The organism is Ensifer sp. MJa1 (genome assembly GCF_037026475.1).
GTDB lineage: Bacteria > Pseudomonadota > Alphaproteobacteria > Rhizobiales > Rhizobiaceae > Ensifer.
This window is the reverse complement of sequence record NZ_JAKUMO010000027.1, coordinates 1-24182: the sequence shown is the minus strand read 5'-3', so window position 1 is coordinate 24182 and position 24182 is coordinate 1. Positions and strand designations below refer to the sequence as shown.

Sequence of the window (24182 nt, the reverse complement as noted above, 5' to 3'; positions counted from 1 at the left end):
CTGTGGTCATTGCACCGAAAGCGCAACGTTTTGCGCTGCCTGCAGGGCTGCGGAATAGTTGTTGACGAGCAGATCCACGGAAGCCGCGGTCGCATCGAAGACCGGTGCCGGGTAGACGCCGAAGAAGATCGTCAGGATCACCAGCGGATAAAGGATGGCCTTTTCGCGCGGCGACAGATCGAGCAGCGCCTTCAGGCTTTCCTTCTCCAGCGCACCGAAGACCACCCGGCGATAGAGCCAGAGGGCATAGGCGGCCGAGAGGATCACACCCGAGGTTGCAAACAGCGCGACCCAGGTATTGGCGCGGAACGCTCCGACAAGGGTCAGGACTTCGCCAACGAAGCCGGACGTGCCGGGCAGACCGACGTTTGCCATGGTGAAGACCATGAAGGCGACGGCATATTTGGGCATGTTGTTGACGAGACCGCCATAGGCCGCAATTTCGCGGGTATGGAGGCGGTCATAGACGACGCCGACACAGAGGAAGAGCGCGCCCGAGACGATGCCGTGCGACAGCATCTGGAAGATCGCACCCTGCACGCCCTGGGTGTTGGCGGCAAAGATACCCATCGTCACATAGCCCATGTGCGCGACCGACGAATAGGCGATCAGCTTCTTGATGTCCGTCTGCATCATCGCCACCAGCGAGGTGTAGACGATGGCCACGACCGACAGCGTGAAGACGAACGGCGCGAAATAGTCGGACGCCAGCGGGAACATCGGCAGCGAGAAGCGCAGGAAGCCGTAACCGCCGAGCTTCAGCAGGACGCCCGCCAGGATGACCGAACCGGCGGTCGGCGCCTGAACGTGTGCGTCCGGAAGCCAGGTATGCACCGGCCACATCGGCATCTTCACCGCGAAGGAGGCGAAGAAGGCGAGCCACAGCCATGTCTGCATCTGGCGCGGGAAGTTGTAGGCGAGCAGCTGCGTGATGTCGGTCGTACCGGCCTGCCAGTACATCGCCATGATCGCCAGCAGCATCAGCACCGAACCAAGCAGCGTATAGAGGAAGAACTTGTAGCTGGCGTAGACGCGATCCTTGCCACCCCAGACACCGATGATGATGAACATCGGGATCAGGCCGGCTTCGAAGAACACGTAGAACAGCACGATGTCGAGCGACACGAAGACGCCGATCATGAACGTTTCCAGGACAAGGAACGCGATCATGTAGGCCTTCAGGCGCTTCTCGATCGACAGCCAGCTTGCGAGCACGCAAAACGGCATGAGGAAGGCCGAGAGCACGACGAAGAGCACCGAGATGCCGTCAACGCCGAGATGGTAGGAAATCCCGGTGCCGAGCCACTCATGCTTTTCGATCATTTGGAAGCCGGGGTTCGACGCGTCGAACTGGAACCAGATGTAGACCGACACGGCGAAGGTGAAGATCGTCGTCAGAAGCGATACGTTCAGGATATTCCGTCGGCCGTAGGCGCTGTCTTCCCTTGCGAGCAAGAGAAGCAGAACGCCGACGAGCGGCATGAAGGTGACCGCGGAAAGTACGGGCCAATCGGTCATCAGAAGGAACTCCTGAACATCATCCAAGTAACGAGCGCGGCAATGCCGATCAGCATCGCGAACGCGTAGTGATAGAGGTAGCCAGTCTGCAGGCGGACAACGCGGTCAGTAACGTTCATCACGCGTGCGGCAATGCCGTTCGGGCCGTAGCCGTCGATCACGCGGCCGTCGCCTTCCTTCCACAGGAACGTGCCGAGCCACTTGGCCGGGCGCACGAAGAGGAAGTCGTAAAGCTCGTCGAAGTACCACTTGTTGAGCAGGAACTGGTAGAGACCACGATGCTGCTCGGCCAGATACTTCGGCAGTTCCGGCCGGCGGATATACATGTACCAGGCGGTGAACAGGCCGAGCGCCATGGCGCAGAACGGGCTCCACTTAACCCAGAGCGGTACGTGGTGGTACTCCTCGAGGATTTCGTTTTCCGCCGAGGTGAACAGCGCACCCTTCCAGAATTCGGCGTACTCGTGGCCAAAGAAATAATCGTGGAACAGGAAGCCCGCAACGAGCGCGCCAATACCGAGGATATAGAGCGGCACCAGCATGACCTGAGGCGATTCATGTACATGATGCATCACGTCCGACGAGGCGCGCGGGCGGCCGTGGAAGGTCATGAATGTCAGACGCCACGAATAGAAGCTGGTGAACAGCGCCGCGATGACCAGCATCGTGAAGGCAAAGCCGGACACCGGGCTGTGCGCGGCAAAGGCCGATTCGATGATCGCATCCTTCGAGAAGAAGCCGGCGGTGCCGATCGGCGTACCGGGGATACCGACACCCGTCAGCGCGATGGTGCCGATGAACATCATCCAGTAGGTGACTTTGATGTGCGGCCTGAGGCCACCCATGTAACGCATGTCCTGTTCGCCGTCGACGGCGTGGATGACCGAACCGGCACCCAAGAACAGCAGCGCCTTGAAGAAGGCGTGCGTGAACAGGTGGAAGATCGCCGCCCCATAGGCGCCGACGCCGAGCGCCACGAACATGTAGCCGAGCTGCGAGCAGGTCGAATAGGCGATGACGCGCTTGATGTCGTTCTGGACGAGACCGACGGTCGCGGCGAAGAACGCGGTGATCGCACCGATGATGGTAACGACGGTCAGCGCATCCGGCGAAAGTTCAAACAATGGCGACATGCGGGCGACGAGGAAGACGCCGGCGGTGACCATGGTTGCGGCATGGATAAGAGCCGAAACCGGTGTCGGGCCTTCCATCGCGTCCGGAAGCCAGGTGTGCAGCAAGAACTGCGCCGACTTGCCCATAGCGCCCATGAACAGCAGCAGGCAGGCCGCCGTGATCGCGTGGGCCTTGTCGAGGTGCATGCCGAACAGCGTGATGACGGCTTCCCCTGCCCCTGCTCCGGCACCTTCTGCCGGCAGGTAGGTCTTTGCAGCAGCAAAGATCGTCTCGAAGTTGACCGAGCCGAACAGCACGAAGACGAGGAAAATGCCGAGCGCGAAGCCAAAGTCACCGACGCGGTTGACGATGAAGGCCTTCATCGCAGCGGCGTTGGCCGACGGCTTCTTGTACCAGAAGCCGATGAGCAGGTAGGACGCCAGGCCCACACCTTCCCAGCCGAAGAACATCTGTACGAGGTTATCCGCCGTGATGAGCATCAACATCGCAAAGGTGAAGAGCGACAGATAGGCAAAGAAGCGCGGACGATGCGGATCGTGGTGCATGTAGCCGATCGAGTAGACATGCACGAGCGTCGACACCGTGTTGACGACAACGAACATGACCGACGTCAGCGGATCGACGCGGAACGCCCATTCGACGTCGAAGCTGCCGGACTGGATCCAGCGCAACACCGAAACCTTGATCATCTCCTGGTGGCCAATGGCGACGTCGAAGAAGACGTACCAGGACAGCGCAGCGGCGATGATCATCAGACCGCTGGTGATATATTCCGAGGCCTTGGCGCCAATCGAGTTACCGAAGAGGCCGGCAATCAGAAAGCCGATCAAAGGCAGGAAGACGATAGCCTTGATGATGGTATCCATAGCCCAATCAGCCCTTCATCATGTTGACGTCTTCAACAGCGATCGAGCCGCGGTTGCGGTAGAAGACGACGAGAATTGCAAGTCCGATGGCCGCTTCCGCAGCCGCGACGGTCAGGATGAACAGGGCAAAGACCTGGCCAGTGATATCATTCAGGAACGCCGAGAAGGCGACCATGTTGATGTTGACCGCGAGAAGAATGAGTTCGACCGACATCAGGATGACGATGACGTTCTTCCGGTTCAGGAAGATGCCGAAGACGCCCAGCGTGAACAGGATGGCGCTGACGGTGAGATAGTGGGAAATTCCGATTTCCATTTTTTTGTTCCTCGACCTCGCGTCCGAATTAGATGCCCTGGCCGGGCTTGACCGTGACCACCTCGACGGCAGTCTCGGGCGTGCGGGCGACCTGTTGCGGGATGCTCTGGCGCTTGATGTTTTCGCGGTGGCGCAGCGTCAGCACGATGGCGCCGATCATGGCAACCAAGAGGACCAGGCCAGCGATCTGGAAGAAGTAGACGTAGTGGGTGTAGAGCACGTCGCCGAGGGCGGCCGTGTTCGTGCGGTCGGCAACGGCCGGGATCGGCATCGAGATCGACTTGGCGATTTCCGGCGAGAACGTTGCGCCACCGACGACAATGATGAGCTCGGCTGCCAGGATCAGACCGATCAGCGCACCGATAGGCGCATATTCGAGCACACCGGCGCGCAGTTCGGCGAAGTCGATGTCGAGCATCATGACGACGAACAGGAAGAGCACCGCGACCGCACCGACATAGACGACCAGCAGGATCATCGCGAGGAATTCGGCGCCCGTCAGCAGGAACAGGCCCGCCGAATTAAAGAAGGTCAGGATCAGGAACAGAACCGAATAAACCGGGTTCCTGGCCGCAATGACCATAAATGCCGACGCCACCGCGATGAAGGCAAAGAGATAGAAAAAAAGAACCTGCAGACCCATGATCGGTGCCTTCTTCGTCTTGCACGGCGTGAAGCGCTCTTGGCCCCACTCCACAGGCAAAGCCGGACAGGCGTCCGGCCGTTGCCCAAACCTATGTCACATGCACCGCCCTCCCCGGGGCGGTACTACGCTTTGGCCTCAGCGATAGGGCGAGTCCATTGCGATGTTGCGTGCGATTTCGCGTTCCCAGCGGTCGCCATTCGCAAGGAGCTTGTCCTTGTCGTAATAGAGCTCTTCGCGCGTTTCGGTGGCGAACTCGAAGTTCGGGCCCTCGACGATCGCGTCGACCGGACAAGCTTCCTGGCAGAAACCGCAATAGATGCACTTCACCATGTCGATGTCGTAACGCACCGTGCGGCGGGTGCCGTCGTTGCGGCGGGGGCCGGCTTCGATGGTGATCGCCTGTGCAGGACAGATCGCCTCACACAGCTTGCAGGCGATGCAGCGCTCTTCACCGTTCGGATAACGGCGCAGCGCATGCTCACCACGGAAACGCGGGCTGACCGGTCCCTTTTCGAAAGGGTAGTTCAAGGTCGCCTTCGGCTTGAAGAAGTAGCGCATCGACAGAAAGAACGCGCCGACGAATTCCTTCAGGAACAGCGAGCTGACGGCTTGCGACAGACCGGCCATCATTTACCTCCAGAGTTGCCGGCCTGGGAGCGGCCGGCGGTATGCTGCCAAACGTAAGCCATCATCATGCGGCTCCCGTCAGCTTGAGAACGAATGCAGTGATCACGACCATTGCGAGAGAGATCGGCAGGAAGACCTTCCAGCCGAGACGCATCAGCTGGTCGTAGCGGTAACGCGGCACGAAAGCCTTCACCATCGCGAACATGAAGAATACGAAGGATGCCTTCAGAACGAACCAGATGATGCCGGGAACCCAATTGAGGAACCAGACGTCGACCGGAGGCAGCCAGCCGCCGAGGAACAGGATCGTCGTCAGCGCGCACATCAGGCAGATGGCGGCATATTCGCCGAGCATGAACATCATGTAAGGCGTGGAGCCGTACTCGACCATGAAGCCGGCGACCAGTTCGGATTCTGCTTCCGGCAGATCGAAGGGCGGGCGGTTCGTTTCGGCGAGCGCCGAAATGAAGAACACGACGAACATCGGGAACAGCGCCAGCCAGTGCCAGTCGAGGAAGGATGCCGGCAGACCGAGGTTGGTGCCGATACCGGTCGACTGCGCGTTGACGATATCCGTCAGGTTGAGCGAGCCGACGCAGAGAAGAACTGTCACGATGACGAAGCCGATCGAGACTTCGTAGGAAACCATCTGTGCGGCGGAGCGAAGTGCACCGAGGAACGGATATTTGGAGTTCGACGCCCAGCCGCCCATGATGATGCCATAAACCTCAAGCGAAGATATAGCGAAGACGAAGAGAATGCCGACGTTGATGTTGGCAATCACCCATCCGGCGTTGAGCGGGATCACCGCCCAGGCGGCGAGCGCCAGCGTCACGGAAACGAGCGGGGCGAGCAGGAAGATCGCCTTGTTGGCGCCGGCCGGGATGACCGGCTCCTTGAAGACGAACTTCAAAAGGTCGGCGAAGGACTGGAAAAGTCCCCAGGGACCCACCACATTCGGACCACGGCGCAGCTGGACGGCAGCCCAGATCTTGCGGTCGGCGAGCAGAATGTAGGCGATAAAAAGCAGCAGCGCGACCAGGAGCAGCAGCGACTGGGCGACCATAATGATCGCGGGCCAGACATAGGTCGAAACGAAAGCGTCCATGATACTCTATTCCCTCGCGCTCATTCCGCCGCAGCTTTGAAGTTGTTGCGTGCCAAAGCCGAGCATTCGGCCATGACGGCGGATGCGCGCGCTATCGGGTTCGTCAAATAGAAGTCTTTGACCGGAGACGCAAATACGGATTTGCCCATCTCACCGGCTTTTTGGCCAAGTGCGGCAATTTCGTCGCCGTTGCCGGTCGCGATTGCATCAACGTCAGCGAAATGCGGGTGTGCGGCATAGAGCTTCGCGCGCAATTCGCCAAGCGAATCAAAGGGCAGCTTCTTGCCGAGAACGTCGGAGAGTGCGCGGATGATCGCCCAGTCTTCGCGTGCATCGCCCGGTGCGAAGCCGGCGCGGTTGCCGATCTGAACACGGCCTTCGGTGTTGACCCAGGTGCCGGACTTTTCCGTGTAGGTCGCGCCCGGCAGGATGACGTCGGCAACATGGGCGCCGTTGTCGCCGTGCGAACCGATGTAGACCGTGAAGCCAGACTTGCGGGCCGCGAAGTCGAGTTCGTCGGCGCCGAGCAGGAAGAGAACGTCGGAGCCTGCAACCATCTCGGCTGCCGACTTGCCGTTCGCGCCCGGAACAAAGCCGAGATCGAGACCACCAACGCGGGACGCCGCTGTGTGCAGCACGGCAAAGCCGTTCCACTCGGCAGTCACCGCACCGACAGCAGCAGCCAGCTTGGCGGCGGCGGAAAGAACGGCTTGACCGCCCTCCCCTGCAACAGCACCCTGGCCGATGATGATCATCGGGCGCTGCGCCTTCTTCAAGGTCGCTGCAAACTTACCCTTGCCGGAAACGAGCTCGGCAAGCGTTTCGGTGCCGGCACCCAGATATTCGTACTCGTAGCGCAGCTCGCCCTGTTCGCCGATCACGGCGATCGGGAAGTTGCCCATGCGGTAGCGCTTGCGAATGCGAGCGTTGAGAACCGAAGCCTCGAAGCGCGGATTGGAGCCGATGATCAGCAGCGCGTCGGCGCTTTCGATGCCCGAAATCGTCGGGTTGAATATATAGCTGGCGCGACCGAATGCGGGGTTGAGCGCGGCGCCGTCCTGGCGGCAGTCGATGCTCTCTGAGCCGAGCGCTGCGATCAGCTCCTTCAGCGCGTACATTTCCTCAACCGAAGCGAGGTCGCCGGCAATCGCGCCGATCTTGTCGCCGGAGGTCTTGGCAACGGCCGCCTTGACGGCTTGGAAGGCTTCGCCCCAGGTCGCCGGCAGCAAGCGGCCGTCCTTCTTGACGTAAGGACGATCGAGGCGCTGCGTCTTCAGGCCGTCCCAGATGAAGCGGCTCTTGTCGGAGATCCACTCTTCGTTGATCTCTTCGTTGACGCGCGGCATGATGCGCATGACTTCGCGGCCACGGGTGTCGACGCGGATCGCCGAACCGACTGCGTCCATCACGTCGATGGATTCGGTCTTGTTCAGTTCCCACGGACGGGCGGTAAACGCGAAGGGCTTCGAGGTCAGTGCGCCGACCGGGCAGAGGTCGACGACATTGCCCTGCAATTCCGACGTCATTGCCTGTTCGAGATAGGTGGTGATCTCTGCGTCTTCGCCGCGGCCGATCAGGCCGAGCTCGGCGATACCCGCAACTTCAGTGGTGAAGCGGACGCAGCGCGTGCAGTGAATGCAGCGGTTCATCACGGTCTTGACCAGCGGGCCGATATACTTGTCTTCGACGGCGCGCTTGTTTTCCTGGTAGCGAGACGAGTCGATGCCGAAGGCCATCGCCTGGTCCTGCAGGTCGCATTCGCCGCCCTGATCGCAGATCGGGCAATCGAGCGGATGGTTGATCAGCAGGAATTCCATCACGCCTTCGCGCGCCTTCTTGACCATCGGCGTGGTCGTGAAGACTTCCGGCGCTTCGCCGTTCGGGCCCGGACGAAGGTCGCGCACACCCATGGCGCAGGAAGCAGCGGGCTTGGGCGGCCCTCCCTTCACCTCGATCAGACACATACGGCAGTTGCCGGCGACCGAAAGCCGCTCATGGAAACAGAAGCGCGGAACCTCGGCTCCGGCCTCTTCGCACGCCTGAAGCAGCGTGAAATGATCCGGTACCTCGATCTCTTTTCCGTCGACTTTCAGCTTTGCCATCTTCGTACTCAATCCTGTCTTCCGTCCGTCGACCCTTTAGGCGACAGACAATTCCAACACAGCCTTGCTGCTTGCGGGCGATGACCGTCTTAAGGTCCCGCCCCTATTGTCTCACGCGCCTTTCAGCGCCCTGGCCTGTCCAACCCAATCGTCCCGCTTGATCCGACCGCCGAAACCGAGCTCATCGTCGAAACGGGCAACGTCGGCTTCGCTCCAGGCGGCGATATCGGCAAAGCCGCGAACGCCCTTGGTGTTCAGCACCTGCTCGAGCTTCGGTCCGATGCCGGAGATCAGCTTGAGGTCGTCGGCGGCTTTCGCCTTGGCGCCAGCGCGGACCTTCGCAACCTTCCTGATTGCGGCCTTCTCGACAACCGGCTTCGAGGCAATGCGCCTTGCCGGCGTCGCCGGCTTGACTGCGGTTTGCACCGCTGCTTCTGCCTGCGGCGCATTTTCTGCCGCAACCGGCGTAGCATGCTCTACGGGTTCGGCCCGCTTCTGCGCGGCCTCGACCGCTCCCTGCATCGCACCGAACATGGCGCCGGCAAAGTGGCTGGTGAGGCCAAAGCCGATCGCCGTTGCCGCAGCAACGGCGGCCGCCGGATGAGCCATCAGCGGATGCAGCGGCACCTGCGGCAAGCTCTTCATCCACGCGGCCATGCCGAACGGATCGGCCGGATCGCCGCCAAGCGGACGTGCGAATGGAATGCCTGCTTCGGCCTGCCCCTTCATCTGTCCCTCCTCGCGCGTACCGGCCATCGCCTGTTACTCCGCAGCTTCCAGAACCGCGCCATGCGACGAGGCATTGCGCGTGTATTCGTCGATGCGCGCTTCCATTTCCGGACGGAAATGCTTGATCAGGCCCTGGATCGGCCAGGCGGCTGCGTCGCCAAGCGCGCAGATCGTGTGGCCTTCCACCTGCTTCGTCACGTCGAACAGCATGTCGATCTCGCGCTTCTGGGCGCGGCCCTGAACCATGCGTTCCATCACGCGCATCATCCAGCCGGTGCCTTCGCGGCACGGTGTGCACTGGCCGCAGCTCTCATGCTTGTAGAAGGCCGAGAGACGCCAGATCGCCTTGATGATGTCCGTCGACCTGTCCATGACGATGACGGCGGCGGTTCCAAGGCTGGAACCGACCTCGCGCAGCCCGTCGAAATCCATGATCGCGTCCTTCATCTGCGCGCCGGGCACGCAAGGAACGGACGAACCACCGGGGATGACGGCGAGCAGGTTGTCCCAGCCGCCACGGATGCCGCCACAGTGCTTCTCGATCAGCTCATGGAACGGGATCGACATCGCGTCTTCGACCGTGCACGGGCGATTGACGTGACCGGAAACCGAATAGAGCTTGGTGCCGTGGTTGTTCGGGCGGCCGAAGCTCGTGTACCAGCCGGCGCCGCGGCGCAGGATGGTCGGGGTGACCGCGATCGACTCGACGTTGTTGACGGTCGTCGGGCAGCCATAGAGGCCCATGTTGGCCGGGAACGGCGGCTTCAGGCGCGGCTGGCCCTTCTTGCCCTCGAGGCTTTCGAGCAGGGCCGTCTCTTCGCCGCAGATGTAGGCGCCGGCGCCATGGTGCACGTAGATGTCGATGTCGTAGCCGAGCTTGTTGTTCTTGCCGAGCAGGCCGTATTCGTAGCACTCATCGATTGCCGCCTGCAGCGCCTCGCGCTCGCGGATGAACTCGCCGCGAACGTAGATATAGGCGACATGCGCGCCCATGGCGAAGCTGGCAACGACGCAGCCTTCGATCAGCGTGTGCGGATCGTGACGCATGATGTCACGGTCCTTGCAGGTGCCGGGTTCGGACTCGTCGGCGTTGACGACGAGGTAGTGCGGACGGCCGTCGCTTTCCTTCGGCATGAAGGACCACTTGAGGCCCGTCGGGAAGCCGGCGCCGCCGCGGCCGCGAAGGCCGGAGGCCTTCACTTCGTTGACGATCCAGTCACGGCCCTTTTCGAGCAGTTGCTTGGTGCCGTCCCAGTGGCCACGCGCCATGGCGCCCTTCAGGGACTTGTCCTTGAGGCCATAAATGTTGGTAAAGATGCGATCTTCATCTCTGAGCATAATTCACCTCTTTACCGCGGCTTCTTGCCGAAGACCTTGATGTATTCGGCTTCGCCGCCCTTGGCGAGCGCCTTGGCCTGCTTGACCCAGTCGTCGCGTTCAATGCGGCCCTTGAAATTCAGGTATCCGTCGACCCACTCGCGCTCCGCCTTCTTCCACGAAGCAACTTGCGCGTAGGTGTAGATGCCCAGATCGTTCAGCGTGCCCTCGATCTTCGGACCGACGCCGGAGATCAGCTTGAGGTCATCGGCAGCTGCCGGCTTCTCGATGCCTGCCGGACGGTTCTTGTCCTCGAGCGACGGCTTGCCGGATACGGCGGCCGCCTTGGCGGGCTTGGACTTGTCGACTGTGTCGCCTTCGACCTTAGCGTTGGCGGCAGCCTCGGCCTTCGCCGTCACCGGCGTCTTCAAAGACGCATTGGTCTCGGTCGCAGCGGTCTTGACCCGGCCGGCATTCGACGGCGGAACGGAAACGGCCGGCTCGGCGCTCGCCTTCTTTGGCGTCGCGGCCGTCTTTGCCGGTGCCGCATCAGCCATCATGAGCGTCGTCGGGCCACCTTCCGGTGCGGAATAGATGCGATCGATCTGCGGACCCGGCGTGACTTCGGCACCCTTGCCTGCCTCGAAACGGTCGATGATCTGCTCGAGCTGCTCGGGCGTCAGGTCTTCGAAGGTATCCTTGAAGATCATGACCATCGGCGCATTGACGCAGGCGCCCTGACATTCGACTTCTTCCCAGGAGAGCGTGCCGCCCTCGTTGAGGGTGAAGGGATCGTGGGCGATCTTCTTCTTGCAGACCTTGATCAGGTCCTCGGCGCCGCGCAGCATGCAGGGCGTCGTGCCGCAGACCTGAACGTGCGCACGGGTGCCAACCGGCTTCAGCTGGAACTGGGTGTAGAAGGTCGCGACTTCGAGCACGCGGATATAGGGCATGCCGAGCATGTCGGCGATCGACTCGATGGCGGCCTTCGTGACCCAACCGTCCTGGTCCTGAGCGCGCATCAACAACGGGATGACAGCGGACTGCTCACGGCCCTTGGGGTATTTCTTGATCGTTTCCTTCGCCCAGGCGGCGTTGTCCTTGCTGAAGGCAAAGCTTGGCGGCTGGACAGTGTCTTCGGCTAGTCGACGAACGGACATTCTAGTGGACACCTTATCAGTTAATCGAACCGCACCGCGATTTCGTCACCGAGACGAATTCGCAGGCATAGGCTGACTGGTCTTTCTGCAAAAATACGATGTAGCGCGTGCCATTGGCGACCGCGGCCTTGATCTCGTAGCCCTTGGCCACAAGCTCGGCCATCGAGCCCCCGCGCATACCGCCCGACGTCGTGCTGCTATCGACCGATTCCTGCGCGGACGCGGTGGAGGCAAGCGCGATGAAGGCGAGCGTGGCCAGGGGCGCGAGGCGCATCAGCGATCCACCTCACCGAACACGATATCGAGGGAGCCCAGCACGGCCGAGACGTCGGCAAGCTGGTGTCCCCGACAGAGGAAATCCATCGCCTGGAGGTGTGCGTAACCCGGCGCACGGATCTTGCAGCGATAGGGCTTGTTGGTGCCGTCGGAGACGAGATAGACGCCGAACTCGCCCTTCGGCGCTTCGACGGCGGCGTACACTTCGCCGGCCGGCACGTGATAGCCTTCGGTGTAGAGCTTGAAGTGGTGGATGAGCGCTTCCATCGAACGCTTCATCTCGCCACGCTTCGGCGGCACGATCTTGCCGTCGAGCGACGAAACCGGGCCAACCTTGGCATCGCCGAGCAGGCGATCGACGCACTGGCGCATGATGCGCGCCGACTGGCGCATCTCGATCATGCGGATCAGGTAGCGGTCGAAGCAGTCGCCGTTCTTGCCGATCGGAATGTCGAATTCGAGATCCGAGTAGCACTCGTAGGGCTGCGAGCGACGCAGGTCCCACGCAGCGCCCGAGCCACGCACCATGACGCCCGAGAAGCCCCAGGCCCAGGCGTCGTCGAGCTTGACGACGCCGATGTCGACGTTGCGCTGCTTGAAAATGCGGTTGCCGGTGAGCAGTTCGTCGATGTCGTCGACGGTCTTCAGGAACGGATCGATCCACTTGCCGATATCTTCGACCAGTTCATGCGGCAGGTCCTGGTGGACGCCGCCCGGACGGAAATAGGCCGAGTGCATGCGCGCGCCACAGGCACGCTCATAAAACACCATCAGCTTTTCGCGCTCTTCGAAGCCCCAGAGCGGCGGCGTCAGCGCGCCGACGTCCATGGCCTGGGTGGTGACGTTGAGGAGGTGCGACAGGATACGGCCGATCTCCGAGTAAAGAACGCGGATGAGCTGGCCGCGGATCGGCACCTCTGTTGCCGTCAGCTTCTCGATCGCGAGCGCGTAGGCATGCTCCTGGTTCATCGGCGCCACGTAGTCGAGGCGGTCGAAATAGGGCACGGCCTGCAGATAGGTCTTGGTCTCGATCAGCTTTTCGGTGCCGCGATGCAGCAGGCCGATATGCGGATCGACACGCTCAACGATTTCACCATCAAGCTCGAGCACCAGACGAAGAACGCCGTGCGCCGCCGGATGCTGCGGGCCAAAGTTGATGTTGAAATTGCGGACGTTATGTTCGGTCATACCGATTGCTCCAGGCCGGACGGCAGCCGCTCGGGGCGGCTACCGCGGGCCACTAAGTCTCAGCGTGCTTTCGCTTTCTCGTCGCCGGGCAGGACGTAATCCGTACCTTCCCAGGGAGAGAGGAAGTCGAAGTTGCGGAATTCCTGCTTCAGTTCGACGGGCTCGTAGACGACGCGCTTGGCTTCGTCGTCGTAACGCACCTCAACGAAACCGGTGACCGGGAAGTCCTTGCGTAGCGGGTATCCTTCGAAACCGTAGTCCGTCAGGATGCGACGCAGGTCCGGATGGCCGGTAAACAGGATGCCATACATGTCGTAGGCTTCGCGCTCGAACCAATCGGCGCCCGGATAGACCGGCGTTGCCGACGGAACCGGCTCGTTCTCGCCGGTCGAGACCTTGACGCGAACGCGCAGGTTCTGGCGCGGCGAGAGCAGGTGGTAGACCACATCAAAGCGGTCCGGCCGCTGCGGCCAGTCGACGCCGCAGACGTCGACGAAGTTGACGAAGGCGCATTGTACGTCGTCGCGCAGGAACGTGAGCAGCGCGATGAGGTTCGCAGACGTGGTCGTCAGCGTCAGTTCGCCATAGTTCAGTGATGCGTCGGAGATCAGCGCACCGCGCGTTTCGCGCAGGTAGGACGCAAGCTCGTTCAGGGCTTCACTCATATCAAAGACCCCCTGCCCTTAGCGCTCGATCGTGCCGGTCCGGCGGATCTTCTTCTGCAGCAGAAGCACGCCGTAAAGCAGCGCTTCTGCCGTGGGAGGACAGCCTGGCACGTAGATGTCGACGGGAACGACGCGGTCACAGCCGCGAACAACCGAATAGGAATAGTGGTAGTAGCCGCCACCATTGGCGCAGGAGCCCATCGAGATGACGTAGCGCGGCTCGGGCATCTGGTCATAGACCTTGCGGAGTGCGGGCGCCATCTTGTTGGTCAGCGTGCCGGCGACGATCATGACGTCGGACTGACGCGGTGAGGCGCGCGGCGCAAAGCCGAAGCGCTCCACGTCGTAGCGCGGCATCGACATCTGCATCATTTCGACCGCGCAACAGGCGAGACCGAAGGTCATCCACATCAGCGAGCCAGTACGGGCCCAGTTGATGAGTTCGTCGGTCGAGGTGACCAGAAAACCCTTGTCGGCGAGCTCATTGTTGATCTCGCCGAAGAATGCGTCATTGCTGCCAATCGGCTTGCCGGTCGAGGGATCGATGATCCCCTTGGCCTTGGGCGCAACGAGCGTGGTGCCGGATGCTGCTAGTTCCATTCCAGCGCTCCCTTCTTCCATTCATAGATAAAGCCGATCGTCAGCACGCCGAGGAAGACCATCATCGACCAGAAGCCGAACCAGCCCAGTTCATGGAACGAGACCGCCCACGGGAAGAGGAAGGCAACTTCTAGATCGAAGATGATGAAGAGGATCGACACGAGATAGAAGCGGATGTCGAACTTCATGCGGGCATCGTCGAACGCATTGAAGCCGCACTCGTAGGCCGACAGCTTTTCCGAATCAGGTGCCTTGAAGGCGACGGCGAAGGGAGCAATCAGAAGCGCCAGACCGATCACCAATGCGATTCCAATGAAAATCGCGATCGGAACGTAGGAACCGAGAAGTTCAGTCATTGTTATCCGTCCCTGCCTGCGGAGGGCGCATGGGAGAGCGCCAGAACAACAAATCTCGCAGGCCGAAAAATATGTTGCAACGCCGGAGTGGTTAGCGCAGCCCGCGCCCGCGCGCAAGCCTTCAAGGGCCATTTAAACCGGTTCACGACGCAGGATCAAACGGAGGGTGACGACAAAGCGCGGATTTGCCGGCCGGCGTGGACTTTACCGTAAAACAATGCGGTACGAGACAGATTGCCGCAGCGCACAATGCGACCCACCGGATCGCAGACGAACAGAAGGAGGAAAAGAGAAAATGGCGCGAGTGACGGGGCTCGAACCCGCGACCTCCGGCGTGACAGGCCGGCACTCTAACCGACTGAGCTACACCCGCGCATCTTGACCACGAATGGTCATTTTTACCACCATCGGCCTCCATTGAGAATGCCTTGGCAGTACCAGATCAAGAGTGGCGCGAGTGACGGGGCTCGAACCCGCGACCTCCGGCGTGACAGGCCGGCACTCTAACCGACTGAGCTACACCCGCATCATCTTGACTTGGTTGAGGCGTTTCCGCCCCGCATCGAGCAGCAGCGCCGTTCGATGAGCGGCTAACTAAGCGGTTCGGATTGGGGTGTCAAGCGTGTTTGAAGACAAATCCGTGACGGAATGAAAATTGATCCACAGGGCAAATAAAACGATCGAAATCGGAATAGAGCAACGACCCCGTCACCACCTCGACCTCCCCTTTCCCGATCGACGCCTATCTCCAGCGCGCGTACACGCATCCCGATTCCCGATCTCTTTTGCCCTCCCTCCCCCACCGGTCCGCACCGGCCTGCGATCCGCTCATTTTGTCCACAAGCGCAAAACCCCGGCAATTCAGGCCGTCGCGCGACGGCCAACAAAAAAAATCATAAAAACGATACAAATGCTCTTGCGGTTTTTTTCGGTTACGCCTAGATCACGGCCACCGACGCGGCGGACTGATCCGGTCCAAACGCGGAAGGGCGATTAGCTCAGTTGGTAGAGCGCCTCGTTTACACCGAGGATGTCGGGAGTTCGAGTCTCTCATCGCCCACCATTTTCCTTCTCCTTTCAATCGATCCTGAAGAATGGCGACTTCATATCGCCGGAGCCGCTTTGCGTTTGCGGCAACCACAGGAATTGGCCCGAGAACAGCTCGCAGCTCTGCCGAAGGTCATTCCTCACTGACAGTGCACGAGTCGCGCGCAGGCAGCGGCTCCTCTACCCCGGCATCAGCAACCAGCCTTCTCCACCAAGAACCGATCGCATTTGCCGTCGGCATGATTCTGTCCGGTGTCCTAGGCGCCGCGATACTGTTCGTCGCTGACGTGTTCCAGCCAGTCCACGGCCTTGCCGTCGAGCGCCTCCTGGATGGCGAGATGAACCATCGCCGTATCCGGTGCCGCGCCATGCCAGTGTTTTTCCCCAGGCGGGAACCAGACGACATCGCCCACGCGAATCTCACGCACCGGGCCGCCCCAGCTTTGGGCCAGGCCCCGCCCGGCAGTCACAATCAGCGTCTGGCCAAGCGGATGTGTATGCCAGGCCGTGCGGGCGCCAGGCTCGAAGGTGACGCTGACAGCACGGATCCGCGCCGGATCGGCCGCCTCGATCACCGGATCCTGTCGAACCGAACCGGTGAAGTACTCAGCCGGCGCGCGCATCGACGGTCTCGATCCACTGGGTATGATGTCCATCTCTCGTTCCTCCGGTTCTATTCGACGGCCCGTTGACGGCAACGGCAGACCGTCAATCGCCCCCGCGCCCCATCATAGCCTGTGGATCATTACATTCGGGCAGGCAGCGCGGGCAATGTCCAAGAGATGTTCATGGTGGGTGAGATAGATCACTTGGCCGACGCGGGCCATCTCCGCCATCTGCTCGAAAGCCCGGCCCGCACGGCCGTCGTCGAATGTCTCCATGATGTCATCGGCGATGAAGGGCAGCGATTCGCGTGCCGCGGCAATTTCGTGATAGCCGGCGATCCTCAGCGCCAGATAAAGCTGGAAACGCGTGCCTTTCGAAAGGTCCCTGGCAAGCTTGGAGCCACCGGCTGCGGCATTGGCAATCAGGAATTCCTGCCCCTTGTCCGCTTGTGCCGAAAGGCCGGAATACTCCCCGCCGCTGATCCGGCTGAACGTTTCTGAGGCGCGGCGCATCATGGCGCTGCGGTGCCGCTCGCGAAAGAGCCGAAGGGCTGTCTCGGCAGCGATCACACCGGCGCGCAGCCGGAGATAGGAAAGCGCCCTGCTTTCGATGTCGAGCAACAATGTTCGCCGCTTTTGATCAAGCTCGGCGACGACGTCCTCGCCTTCGACATCGTCGAGTGCACGCTCCTTCTCCCGCATATCCGAATGCAGTTCACTGACGTCGCTGTCGCTTTCTTCGAGCGACGCTTCAAGCCGCGCGAGCTCCAACCGTGCTGCCGCCTCGTCGAGCGCCGCTAACAAGGCTTCTGCGTGGCCGATTTCGGCGAGGCCAAGCCGGGCGGCCAGATCCAACTCCGATTCGGAAATCCTCTGCCGCAGGCGTTGCTGTTCGCGGGCCACCTCGAACTGCCGGATGGCTTCGTCGAGCGTTTCGCAAGCGAAAAACTCGATCACAAGACGGCGTCGCGCCAGGTGACGTTCCTGCTCTGCACTTACGGTGCGCTGCTCTTCCTCCAGGCGCGCAAGCTCCGAGGCGAAAGTCGCCCGACGATCGGCCTGTCGCTCCGCCGTCTCGACACGGGCCCTCAGCGCGGCGAAGATTGCAAGTGTATCGGTCGTCGCCGATGCCACGGCGAGATCTCCAATAGCTTGCTCGAACGCCGCCTGATCCTTGCGCATGCCGGCGATGCGATAGTCGAGGTCAGCCTTGCGCTGAGCGAGCTTGTCGAGGTCCTGCAGCACGGCCAACATCGGTCCCACCTGCTCCGGCACCAACACCGCATCACGTTGACCAAACCAACTCCGCGACAGTAGATCCTGCCATTGCGCCTGCCAAAGGGTCATTTCACCCTCGGCTGCCTCCAGGGCCGTGCGCCGGCTTTCGAGAACAACGGAGGCCCGCTTCGCCACATCGACCGCGGCGTCGCGCGCACCGCGATTGGCCTGGGCCTGGGCGAGAGCGTGCTCGGCGACGATCAGAAGGCGGTCGAGGCGGTCCGGCAGCCTTTCCTGAGCACCGATGCCGGCCAGTTCATCGCGCAGTCGATCAACCGCTTCAGCCTCGTCGGCACGCGCCCGCACGAACTCCTGGCGCAGGCTGCGCAACTGTGCGCGAAGATCGAGGGCAACGACACGGGCGGCAAGCCATGCTTCCAGCGGCGGCAAGGTCATCACGTTAGGTAAGCCGCACGCCGTAGCCGCAGCCTCCAGAGCCTGCGCCTGTTTCGACGCATCGGCGTTGCACTGGCTTTCCTGCTGCCGCAGCACTTCCAGACGGGCACGCCGTTCGGCGATCGCAAGGGACAGGCCACGCATGTCGGCCAGCCGCGCCGTGTCGGCAAGGCGAAGGGCGGAGGCCCTGTCGTCTTCGCCCATTGCCGCTTCAAAGGCAGATGCGGTCTGAGCGTCCAGGTGGCGTTTGTGCTCGAGCCAGGCCTCGTCGCGACGACGGCGAAACGTTGCCGACGCCGCGTCGTCCGGCGCGCTGCCCGCGAGCGTTTGTTCAGCCAGCCGTGCCTCTTCTGCGGCCAGCAGCTCTCTCTCGCTGGCGATGCGGTCAGCCACGCGCGACTGTCGCTCCTCGTTGGCCGCGATCGTCTTGCGCCAGGCTTCGAGCGTGCCGGGCGCCGGAACGCAAAGCCGAACGAGATCATCGGCGCTGCCAGCAAAGGGCCTCAGGAGCAGCAGCCTATCGGCTAGATCCGCCTCCAGCCGTTCGATCGACTGGCGGGTCGCCTGCTGGCGCACAAGGCAATCGCTCCGCCGCAGCAGAGGCAGCAGATCGGCAAGCCCGGAAATATCCGCGCCATCGCCTTCCCCCTGCAGACGCGCCAGTTCGCGCTCGGCCTCACGGCGTGCCTCGGCTGCACGCTCTGCCTCCTGCCGTGCCGACGCCAGTCGCTCGTCAAGCGCCGAATGCCGCCGGGCCAAGTCCTGCAGTCGCGCGGCGGTCGCCGCCGGCAGCAACAATGAGACAGGGTCACGGTCAGTCGGTTCGCCAAGGCGCAAGAGGCAGACGGTCAGTTCGGTTGTCGTTCTCGCCAGTTCCTCCAGCCTGGATGGCATGTCACGCGCCGCCGTGACGTAGCGGGCATCGAGCGCTTTTTCCTGCAGCGCCGCCAAACGCTCCGCCAGGCACAGCGCCTCGCTGTCGAGCGGCACCTCTTCCAGCGCATCGCGGCAATGGGCAATCTCGCTCTCGATTTGCCGCAGCCGGACTTCGATTTCCGCTTCACGGCGTTGCAGCGCCGGCAGCTCTGTCATCCATTCGTCGGGCGCCGCCGGCAGAGCCGGTGCGCTCGCAAGCTCTGCCCGCTGAACCTTGAGCCGCCCATAGTGTGGTAGTGCTTCGATCTCGGCTCGCAAGCGGTCGCGCGCGACCCTGAGCGCGACCCGGCGCGAAATTGCTTCCTCGTGGCGTTCACGCGCCTGCGTCCACGTCTTGCGCAGTTGAGCGTACTCGCGCGCATTGACGTCGAGCGCATTGCGTTGCGCTCTCAGGCCGTCCAGTTCTGCCTTGAGTTCGGCGAGCTGGTGTTTGCGCGCCTGGGGCCGATAGAAGGTGTCAGCCTGGGCACGCAAGCCTGAAAGGATGGCGGCGCTGTCCGGGAGGCCCGAGCTTGCGGAAAACAGGAGCGACCCGAGCTCACCCTCACTTTTCAGGATCGCCTCGCCGCCTTTCTCGATGCTCTCGTCATCGAGCGAGAACATCATCTGGTAGGTATCGCGATCGATTGCCCCAAGCGCGCCGGAAAAGAGGTTGTCCGGCAGAACCTGCTCATCGATGCCAACGAGGGCGTTCGTCTTGCGCTTGATCCGGAACGCCCGATGCGACCGTCCGGCCGCCTCGATCGTGCCGCCGACCCGCATCGTCTGGTAGGGATGCAGGAAGCCGTAGGGGCTCGAATGCTCGATGCCGAACAGCAAATCGAGGAAGCCCGAAAACAATGTCGACTTGCCGGCCTCATTCGGCCCGTAGACGATATGCAAATCGGGGAAGCCCGCGACAGCGTCACCAAAATCGAGGCGACGGTCGGTGAACTTGCCGTAGCGAACGAGGTCAAGCACGCGCAGGCGCATCAATGCGTCCCCTCGCCGCCATGGAGATGGGCGAGCACATCGGCGCTGCCCGAAGCGCCGGCGTCGAAGGACAGTCGCTCGACCGCCTCTTCGTCCGGTGCAAGCAGTTGGCGCAATTCAGGCGGCAATTGCTGCAGCAGATCTTCAACCGCCGCCCGGACCTCCTGGCGAAAACCATGGGCCGTCAGGACGTCGGACTGGACCAAAGCTGCGAGTTCATCGACTGGATCAAGGGCGCCAGATCGTTCCGCCTCCGGCACCCGGCAGGCGAGTTCAACCTTCTCGATCCAACAGCCGGCGATGCCGGCCGCGATATTGTCGAGTTCACCGCGCAGCAGGTCCGCATCGCGGCGCAGGCGCCAGGCGAGCGGTGTTGCGCCGCTGAGCGTCAGGCGGAATATGACGTTTTCGGCAGGCGCCACATCACAGACCCGAAGAAGTGCCTGCTTCACGCCGTCGAGCATATCGCGCCACTCGGACCAGGCCGAAAGCTCGACATCGAGGCGCTCGAAGCTGGCAATCCCGATCGGTTGCTCGGCAATGCCGATCCGGCCGTCGTCTTCGACGGTTACGAGCGTGACACCCTTGACGCCAGCTTCGTTGATGTCGCGCCCCTGTGGCATGCCCGGCATGACAATGAGGGGCCTTAGCGCATGAACCTGCCGCTGATGGATGTGGCCGAGTGCCCAATAGTCGAAGCCGTGCGCGCCAAGGTCGGCGACGCTGCAGGGTGCGTAGAGATCATGGCCGGAAGCACCGGCAAGGCTCGTATGCAACATGCCGATGTTCACGGCACTCAATATGGGCGGCTGGAAGGCAGACAGCAGGCTTTCCGGCGCGTGCGGCTGCGCGAAGCTGACGCCGTGCACATAGACCTCACGACCGCTTGGGAGCAGCTTGGCGAGAACCGGCTTGGCCCTGCCCTTGAAGACATGTGCCGAGGGTGGCAGCGTCAGTTCATTGGTGACCTGTGACTGGGCGTCGTGATTACCACGAATGATGAAGACCCGGATTCCGGCCTCGTCGAGCCGGCGCAGTTCCCGCCCGAGAAACAGCGCCGTGTTCATCGACGTCTGGCTGCCATCATAGAGATCACCGGCAATCAACAGCGCGTCCACCTGCTCGGACAGGCAGAGATCGACGATCTTGACCAGGGCACGTCGCGAAGCACCACGCACGATCTCGGCCAGATCGGCATTTCTGAGGGCAAGGCTGCGGAGGGGCGAATCGAGATGAAGGTCTGCGGTGTGGACGAAGCGGAAAGGCATGGCCGACCATGGCCCGGCGAATCGCCGCTCGTCAATCTGCGACCGACCTTCGTCCACGTGCGGATGCACTCTTCACACCGCCGGTTATTTAAGTCCGCGCAAGTAAAGCGCAGCCTAATACAGAAAATCTCAAGGAGACTTCGGAAATCATGTCGTCGCCGCGAGCGCTCAAGTACCTGCAAATATCAGATTATACTCATTTTAATCGATTAGGGCTTTTGTAACATCTTGTTCGCTAGGTTTTCGCCGGCTGCGTTCCACGCGCATCCAGGCACCGGAATGATTCCTGCTTCGGCGTCCGCTCCTTCATGACGATCAAGAGCCGGAACGACTTCAATCAAGTATTGTTTTACGGACGGCCGTCCTTCCGGGGGGAACCTATGTCACGGCTCAAGATATCGCACACGCTCATTGCCCTTTTCCTCGTGGTGGCTGCCATCGTCACCGCACTCGCCGTCGCCTCGCTCGGCGGCATCAAGATGATGAACGAGCGCAACAACGAGATCGCGACCACCTGGCTGCCCAGGGTTTCGCTTTCGCGCGCGCTCGAAACGCAGCTCTCCGACACGCGCATGGCGTTTGCGCGGCACCTGATCTCGCTGACACCGTTCGAGAAGAAGGCGGCGGAAAAGGTCATCGGCGATACCGTGGCCGGCTTCAACAAGCTGGCGGACGAGTATTCGGCCCTGATGGTCACCGATGCCGACAAGGCGGCGCTGGAAAAGGTACAGGCCACATATCAAGCCTATCTCTCCGTCGCCGACGGCATGGTCAAGCTTTCCAACAATCTCGAGAACATGAAGGCACAGAGCGTCTTCAAGGTCGAGATGCGCGAGACCGAGCAGAAAGTCGACGAGGCGATCAAGGAAATGCGCGCGATCAACGTCGCGGGTGCGGACGCAGCCGTTGCCGCAAGCTCGGCAACACATCACCAGATCCGCATGATCGAGATTGGCGTGATTGCGCTTGCCGCCGTCATCGTGCTCGGCGCCATCCTCTATGCCGTTCGTGGTATCGCGCGCCCGATCCAGGTGATCACCCGCTCGATGGCCCGGCTTGCCGAAGGCGACACCGACAGCAGCATCCCCTATGGTGCCCGCAAGGACGAAATCGGCGAGATGGCGCGCGCGGTCGAAGTCTTCCGCCAGGCGGCGATCTCCAACCAGCACCTCGAAGCCGATGCCGAGGCGCAGCGCGCCAGGGCGGAAGCCGAGCGCGTGCGCGTTACCGAGGAAGCGGAAGCTGCGGCCCAGCGTCGCCTCCAACAGGCGACGGCGGGTCTTGCCGGCGGCCTTCGCCGACTTGCCTCCGGCGATCTCGCCTTTCAGCTCCACGAGCCTTTCGCGCTCGATTTCGAGGAGCTTCGCCACGACCTCAACCAGGCCGTCGCCCAGCTCGCCGACACGCTTGCTGCCGTTTCGGCGAGCTCCGGCAGCATCGACAGCGGCGCCCGCGAAGTCAGCCAGAGCGCCGACGACCTGTCGCGTCGGACCGAGCAGCAGGCAGCGTCGCTCGAAGAGACGGCAGCCGCGCTCGACCAGATCACCGTCAATGTCGGCAACTCCTCGAAGCGCACCAACGAGGCCCGCGTCGTCGCCGGCCAGGCAAACGAAAGCGCGCGCAAATCCGGCGCGATCGTGTCGGGTGCCGTCGACGCCATGGGCCGGATCGAGCATTCGTCGAACCAGATCTCGAACATCATCGGCGTCATCGACGAGATTGCCTTCCAGACCAACCTTCTGGCACTCAATGCCGGCGTTGAGGCCGCTCGCGCCGGCGATGCCGGCAAGGGCTTCGCCGTCGTCGCTCAGGAAGTACGCGAACTGGCCCAGCGCTCGGCCAATGCGGCCAAGGAGATCAAGGATCTGATCCGCAACTCCGCCGTCGAAGTCGAAAGCGGCGTGCGGCTCGTGCGCGAAACCGGCGAAGCGCTTCGCACGATCGAAGGCTTCATCGTCACGATCAACCAGCACATGGACGCGATCGCGGTTTCGGCACAGGAACAATCCGCCGGGCTTTCCGAGGTCAACACCGCCGTCAACCAGATGGACCAGGTGACCCAGCAGAACGCGGCGATGGTCGAGGAAGCCAATGCGGCAAGTGCAACGCTCGCTCAGGAAGCCGGCCGTCTGCGCGAACTGATCGCCCGCTTCACACTGGTCGAGACTGCTGGGCAGGGCTACGCGCCGTCGGGCTCGTCGCGTTGGGCGGCCTGACACGTCAACCGGCACGCCGCCGGGCTAGAAAAATCTGAGATTATCTATGAGAACGGCCGTCAGAAATGGCGGCCGTTTCTTTGTTGGCACCGGGCTTACCGTGAAACGCCCGAGGTTTCTGTCGACAAATGTGGTAATTGTAACTATCACTAATGTTACTGCCATTTCACATGGCACCTCATGAAATTCCAACGACGATCATGAAGAAGACATTCGAAGTTTCCGATAGACTGTTCGAGCTTTACCACCGGGTTCACCGGCTGGTGAACGAGTCGATGACAGAGGAAGGCGTATCGCTTGCCCGCAGCAAGTTCCTCTTCTTCCTGAGCAAGCTCGGTCCCTGTCGCTCGACCGATATCGCCTGCGCGCTCAACTTTGCGCCGCGCACGGTCACTGAAGCCATCGATGGCCTTGAACGTGACCGCCTGGTCATGCGCAAGCCGGATCCCGAAGACAGACGCGCCAAGATCGTCTCGATTACCGAAACGGGTCGCATCGTGCTCGAGGCTGCGGAGCACCCACGCAAGCAACTGCTCGAAGAGATTTTCTCGGCGCTCGACGACGAAGAACTCGATGCCCTCTATGACATCGTCGGCAAGCTGGTCGACAGGACGGACGAGATCCGTAAACGCAAGGATGAGGCCGAAGAGGCCGCACAGGTCGCAATCGCTCGTTAGGACCGATTTTGCTCGCCTGAGCTCAAGACAGCCCAAACAGAAAGAGGCCGGGACATCATGTCCCGGCCTCAGACCGCTGACAAACCCGTCGATATTTTCGGCGGTTTTTTGTTTTTGGGGCAGGCATTTTTGTTCGGGTTGTTTTGTCGGAGAGAAAGAAGGGGGCCTTGGCTTACGCC

At 61.8% G+C, this 24182-nt stretch carries 20 protein-coding genes and 3 tRNA genes; 3 read left to right on the top strand and 20 right to left on the bottom strand.

Features of this window, described 5'->3' with window-relative positions; all coding sequences use genetic code 11:
• Window positions 1-6 precede the first annotated feature (6 nt).
• From MKZ91_RS26980 to MKZ91_RS26900, 17 genes are all read right to left on the bottom strand, one after another.
• Window positions 7-1518, bottom strand: a complete 1512-nt coding sequence (locus tag MKZ91_RS26980) for an NADH-quinone oxidoreductase subunit M (protein WP_336174114.1) — start codon at window positions 1516-1518, stop codon at window positions 7-9.
• On the bottom strand, window positions 1518-3518 hold the full coding sequence (gene nuoL / locus MKZ91_RS26975) for an NADH-quinone oxidoreductase subunit L (protein ID WP_336174113.1): 2001 nt from the start codon (window positions 3516-3518) through the stop codon (window positions 1518-1520). The genes MKZ91_RS26980 and nuoL overlap by 1 nt, the downstream gene beginning before the upstream one ends.
• Window positions 3519-3525: 7 nt before the next feature.
• Window positions 3526-3834 (bottom strand): NADH-quinone oxidoreductase subunit NuoK, encoded by a 309-nt coding sequence (gene nuoK, locus MKZ91_RS26970; protein WP_034803568.1) that lies wholly within the window; start codon window positions 3832-3834, stop codon window positions 3526-3528.
• Between the two features lie 28 nt (window positions 3835-3862).
• Window positions 3863-4477 (bottom strand): NADH-quinone oxidoreductase subunit J, encoded by a 615-nt coding sequence (locus tag MKZ91_RS26965; RefSeq protein WP_336174112.1) that lies wholly within the window; start codon window positions 4475-4477, stop codon window positions 3863-3865.
• A 138-nt stretch (window positions 4478-4615) separates the two neighbouring features.
• On the bottom strand, window positions 4616-5107 hold the full coding sequence (gene nuoI / locus MKZ91_RS26960) for an NADH-quinone oxidoreductase subunit NuoI (protein ID WP_025426590.1): 492 nt from the start codon (window positions 5105-5107) through the stop codon (window positions 4616-4618).
• Window positions 5108-5171: 64 nt separating this feature from the next.
• Complete coding sequence (nuoH, locus tag MKZ91_RS26955; protein WP_336174111.1) at window positions 5172-6215, bottom strand: NADH-quinone oxidoreductase subunit NuoH; 1044 nt, start codon at window positions 6213-6215, stop codon at window positions 5172-5174.
• A gap of 20 nt (window positions 6216-6235) precedes the next feature.
• A complete protein-coding gene (nuoG, locus tag MKZ91_RS26950; RefSeq protein ID WP_336174110.1) occupies window positions 6236-8317 on the bottom strand; it encodes an NADH-quinone oxidoreductase subunit NuoG in 2082 nt (693 codons plus the stop codon).
• A gap of 111 nt (window positions 8318-8428) precedes the next feature.
• The gene (locus tag MKZ91_RS26945) at window positions 8429-9073 is read right to left on the bottom strand and encodes an NADH:ubiquinone oxidoreductase (protein ID WP_336174109.1); all 645 of its coding nucleotides are present in this window, start codon (window positions 9071-9073) and stop codon (window positions 8429-8431) included.
• Between the two features lie 6 nt (window positions 9074-9079).
• Window positions 9080-10384 (bottom strand): NADH-quinone oxidoreductase subunit NuoF, encoded by a 1305-nt coding sequence (gene nuoF, locus MKZ91_RS26940; protein WP_336174108.1) that lies wholly within the window; start codon window positions 10382-10384, stop codon window positions 9080-9082.
• Between the two features lie 11 nt (window positions 10385-10395).
• Window positions 10396-11523 carry an NADH-quinone oxidoreductase subunit E gene (locus tag MKZ91_RS26935; protein ID WP_336174107.1) on the bottom strand — a complete coding sequence of 376 codons (1128 nt, stop codon included), beginning with the start codon at window positions 11521-11523 and terminating at the stop codon, window positions 10396-10398.
• A 16-nt stretch (window positions 11524-11539) separates the two neighbouring features.
• A complete protein-coding gene (locus MKZ91_RS26930; RefSeq protein ID WP_336174106.1) occupies window positions 11540-11797 on the bottom strand; it encodes a hypothetical protein in 258 nt (85 codons plus the stop codon).
• Entirely contained in the window at window positions 11797-12987 is a 1191-nt protein-coding gene (locus MKZ91_RS26925; protein ID WP_060522193.1) for an NADH-quinone oxidoreductase subunit D, read from the bottom strand. Before MKZ91_RS26925 ends, MKZ91_RS26930 begins: the two co-directional genes overlap by 1 nt.
• Before the next feature lie 59 nt (window positions 12988-13046).
• Window positions 13047-13652, bottom strand: a complete 606-nt coding sequence (locus MKZ91_RS26920; protein ID WP_336174105.1) for an NADH-quinone oxidoreductase subunit C — start codon at window positions 13650-13652, stop codon at window positions 13047-13049.
• A gap of 18 nt (window positions 13653-13670) precedes the next feature.
• Entirely contained in the window at window positions 13671-14252 is a 582-nt protein-coding gene (locus MKZ91_RS26915; RefSeq protein WP_336174104.1) for a NuoB/complex I 20 kDa subunit family protein, read from the bottom strand.
• Window positions 14243-14608, bottom strand: a complete 366-nt coding sequence (locus tag MKZ91_RS26910; protein ID WP_077961570.1) for an NADH-quinone oxidoreductase subunit A — start codon at window positions 14606-14608, stop codon at window positions 14243-14245. Before MKZ91_RS26910 ends, MKZ91_RS26915 begins: the two co-directional genes overlap by 10 nt.
• Window positions 14609-14904: 296 nt before the next feature.
• Window positions 14905-14981, bottom strand: a tRNA-Asp gene (locus MKZ91_RS26905).
• A gap of 76 nt (window positions 14982-15057) precedes the next feature.
• Window positions 15058-15134 (bottom strand) — tRNA-Asp (locus MKZ91_RS26900).
• A 461-nt stretch (window positions 15135-15595) separates the two neighbouring features.
• Here MKZ91_RS26900 and MKZ91_RS26895 point away from each other — a divergent pair.
• Window positions 15596-15671, top strand: a tRNA-Val gene (locus tag MKZ91_RS26895).
• A gap of 241 nt (window positions 15672-15912) precedes the next feature.
• Here MKZ91_RS26895 and MKZ91_RS26890 read toward each other — a convergent pair.
• The 3 genes from MKZ91_RS26890 to MKZ91_RS26880 form a co-directional block, all read right to left on the bottom strand.
• The gene (locus MKZ91_RS26890) at window positions 15913-16311 is read right to left on the bottom strand and encodes a (R)-mandelonitrile lyase (RefSeq protein ID WP_336174103.1); all 399 of its coding nucleotides are present in this window, start codon (window positions 16309-16311) and stop codon (window positions 15913-15915) included.
• 72 nt (window positions 16312-16383) lie between these two features.
• Window positions 16384-19842 (bottom strand): ATP-binding protein, encoded by a 3459-nt coding sequence (locus MKZ91_RS26885; protein WP_336174102.1) that lies wholly within the window; start codon window positions 19840-19842, stop codon window positions 16384-16386.
• A complete protein-coding gene (locus MKZ91_RS26880; RefSeq protein ID WP_336174101.1) occupies window positions 19842-21110 on the bottom strand; it encodes a metallophosphoesterase family protein in 1269 nt (422 codons plus the stop codon). The genes MKZ91_RS26885 and MKZ91_RS26880 overlap by 1 nt, the downstream gene beginning before the upstream one ends.
• 380 nt (window positions 21111-21490) lie before the next feature.
• On the opposite strand from MKZ91_RS26880, the gene MKZ91_RS26875 reads away from it, so the two are divergent.
• Window positions 21491-23326: a HAMP domain-containing methyl-accepting chemotaxis protein gene (locus tag MKZ91_RS26875; protein WP_336174100.1), complete on the top strand. Its 1836-nt coding sequence runs from the start codon at window positions 21491-21493 to the stop codon at window positions 23324-23326.
• A gap of 200 nt (window positions 23327-23526) precedes the next feature.
• The gene (locus MKZ91_RS26870; RefSeq protein WP_043611481.1) at window positions 23527-24003 is read left to right on the top strand and encodes a MarR family winged helix-turn-helix transcriptional regulator; all 477 of its coding nucleotides are present in this window, start codon (window positions 23527-23529) and stop codon (window positions 24001-24003) included.
• Window positions 24004-24182: the final 179 nt, after the last annotated feature.

What these genes read in the sequence shown, in the direction of transcription:
- MKZ91_RS26870 (WP_043611481.1), top strand. Translation starts at nt 23,527, where the DNA reads ATGAAGAAGACATTCGAAGTTTCCGATAGACTGTTCGAGCTTTACCAC.
- nuoK (WP_034803568.1), bottom strand. Translation starts at nt 3,834, where the DNA reads ATGGAAATCGGAATTTCCCACTATCTCACCGTCAGCGCCATCCTGTTC.
- MKZ91_RS26925 (WP_060522193.1), bottom strand. Translation starts at nt 12,987, where the DNA reads ATGACCGAACATAACGTCCGCAATTTCAACATCAACTTTGGCCCGCAG.
- MKZ91_RS26890 (WP_336174103.1), bottom strand. Translation starts at nt 16,311, where the DNA reads ATGGACATCATACCCAGTGGATCGAGACCGTCGATGCGCGCGCCGGCT.
- MKZ91_RS26935 (WP_336174107.1), bottom strand. Translation starts at nt 11,523, where the DNA reads ATGTCCGTTCGTCGACTAGCCGAAGACACTGTCCAGCCGCCAAGCTTT.
- MKZ91_RS26880 (WP_336174101.1), bottom strand. Translation starts at nt 21,110, where the DNA reads ATGCCTTTCCGCTTCGTCCACACCGCAGACCTTCATCTCGATTCGCCC.
- nuoL (WP_336174113.1), bottom strand. Translation starts at nt 3,518, where the DNA reads ATGGATACCATCATCAAGGCTATCGTCTTCCTGCCTTTGATCGGCTTT.
- nuoG (WP_336174110.1), bottom strand. Translation starts at nt 8,317, where the DNA reads ATGGCAAAGCTGAAAGTCGACGGAAAAGAGATCGAGGTACCGGATCAT.
- nuoF (WP_336174108.1), bottom strand. Translation starts at nt 10,384, where the DNA reads ATGCTCAGAGATGAAGATCGCATCTTTACCAACATTTATGGCCTCAAG.
- MKZ91_RS26930 (WP_336174106.1), bottom strand. Translation starts at nt 11,797, where the DNA reads ATGCGCCTCGCGCCCCTGGCCACGCTCGCCTTCATCGCGCTTGCCTCC.
- MKZ91_RS26910 (WP_077961570.1), bottom strand. Translation starts at nt 14,608, where the DNA reads ATGACTGAACTTCTCGGTTCCTACGTTCCGATCGCGATTTTCATTGGA.
- MKZ91_RS26980 (WP_336174114.1), bottom strand. Translation starts at nt 1,518, where the DNA reads ATGACCGATTGGCCCGTACTTTCCGCGGTCACCTTCATGCCGCTCGTC.
- nuoH (WP_336174111.1), bottom strand. Translation starts at nt 6,215, where the DNA reads ATGGACGCTTTCGTTTCGACCTATGTCTGGCCCGCGATCATTATGGTC.
- MKZ91_RS26920 (WP_336174105.1), bottom strand. Translation starts at nt 13,652, where the DNA reads ATGAGTGAAGCCCTGAACGAGCTTGCGTCCTACCTGCGCGAAACGCGC.
- MKZ91_RS26915 (WP_336174104.1), bottom strand. Translation starts at nt 14,252, where the DNA reads ATGGAACTAGCAGCATCCGGCACCACGCTCGTTGCGCCCAAGGCCAAG.
- MKZ91_RS26945 (WP_336174109.1), bottom strand. Translation starts at nt 9,073, where the DNA reads ATGGCCGGTACGCGCGAGGAGGGACAGATGAAGGGGCAGGCCGAAGCA.
- MKZ91_RS26965 (WP_336174112.1), bottom strand. Translation starts at nt 4,477, where the DNA reads ATGGGTCTGCAGGTTCTTTTTTTCTATCTCTTTGCCTTCATCGCGGTG.
- MKZ91_RS26885 (WP_336174102.1), bottom strand. Translation starts at nt 19,842, where the DNA reads ATGCGCCTGCGCGTGCTTGACCTCGTTCGCTACGGCAAGTTCACCGAC.
- MKZ91_RS26875 (WP_336174100.1), top strand. Translation starts at nt 21,491, where the DNA reads ATGTCACGGCTCAAGATATCGCACACGCTCATTGCCCTTTTCCTCGTG.
- nuoI (WP_025426590.1), bottom strand. Translation starts at nt 5,107, where the DNA reads ATGGCCGGTCTGTCGCAAGCCGTCAGCTCGCTGTTCCTGAAGGAATTC.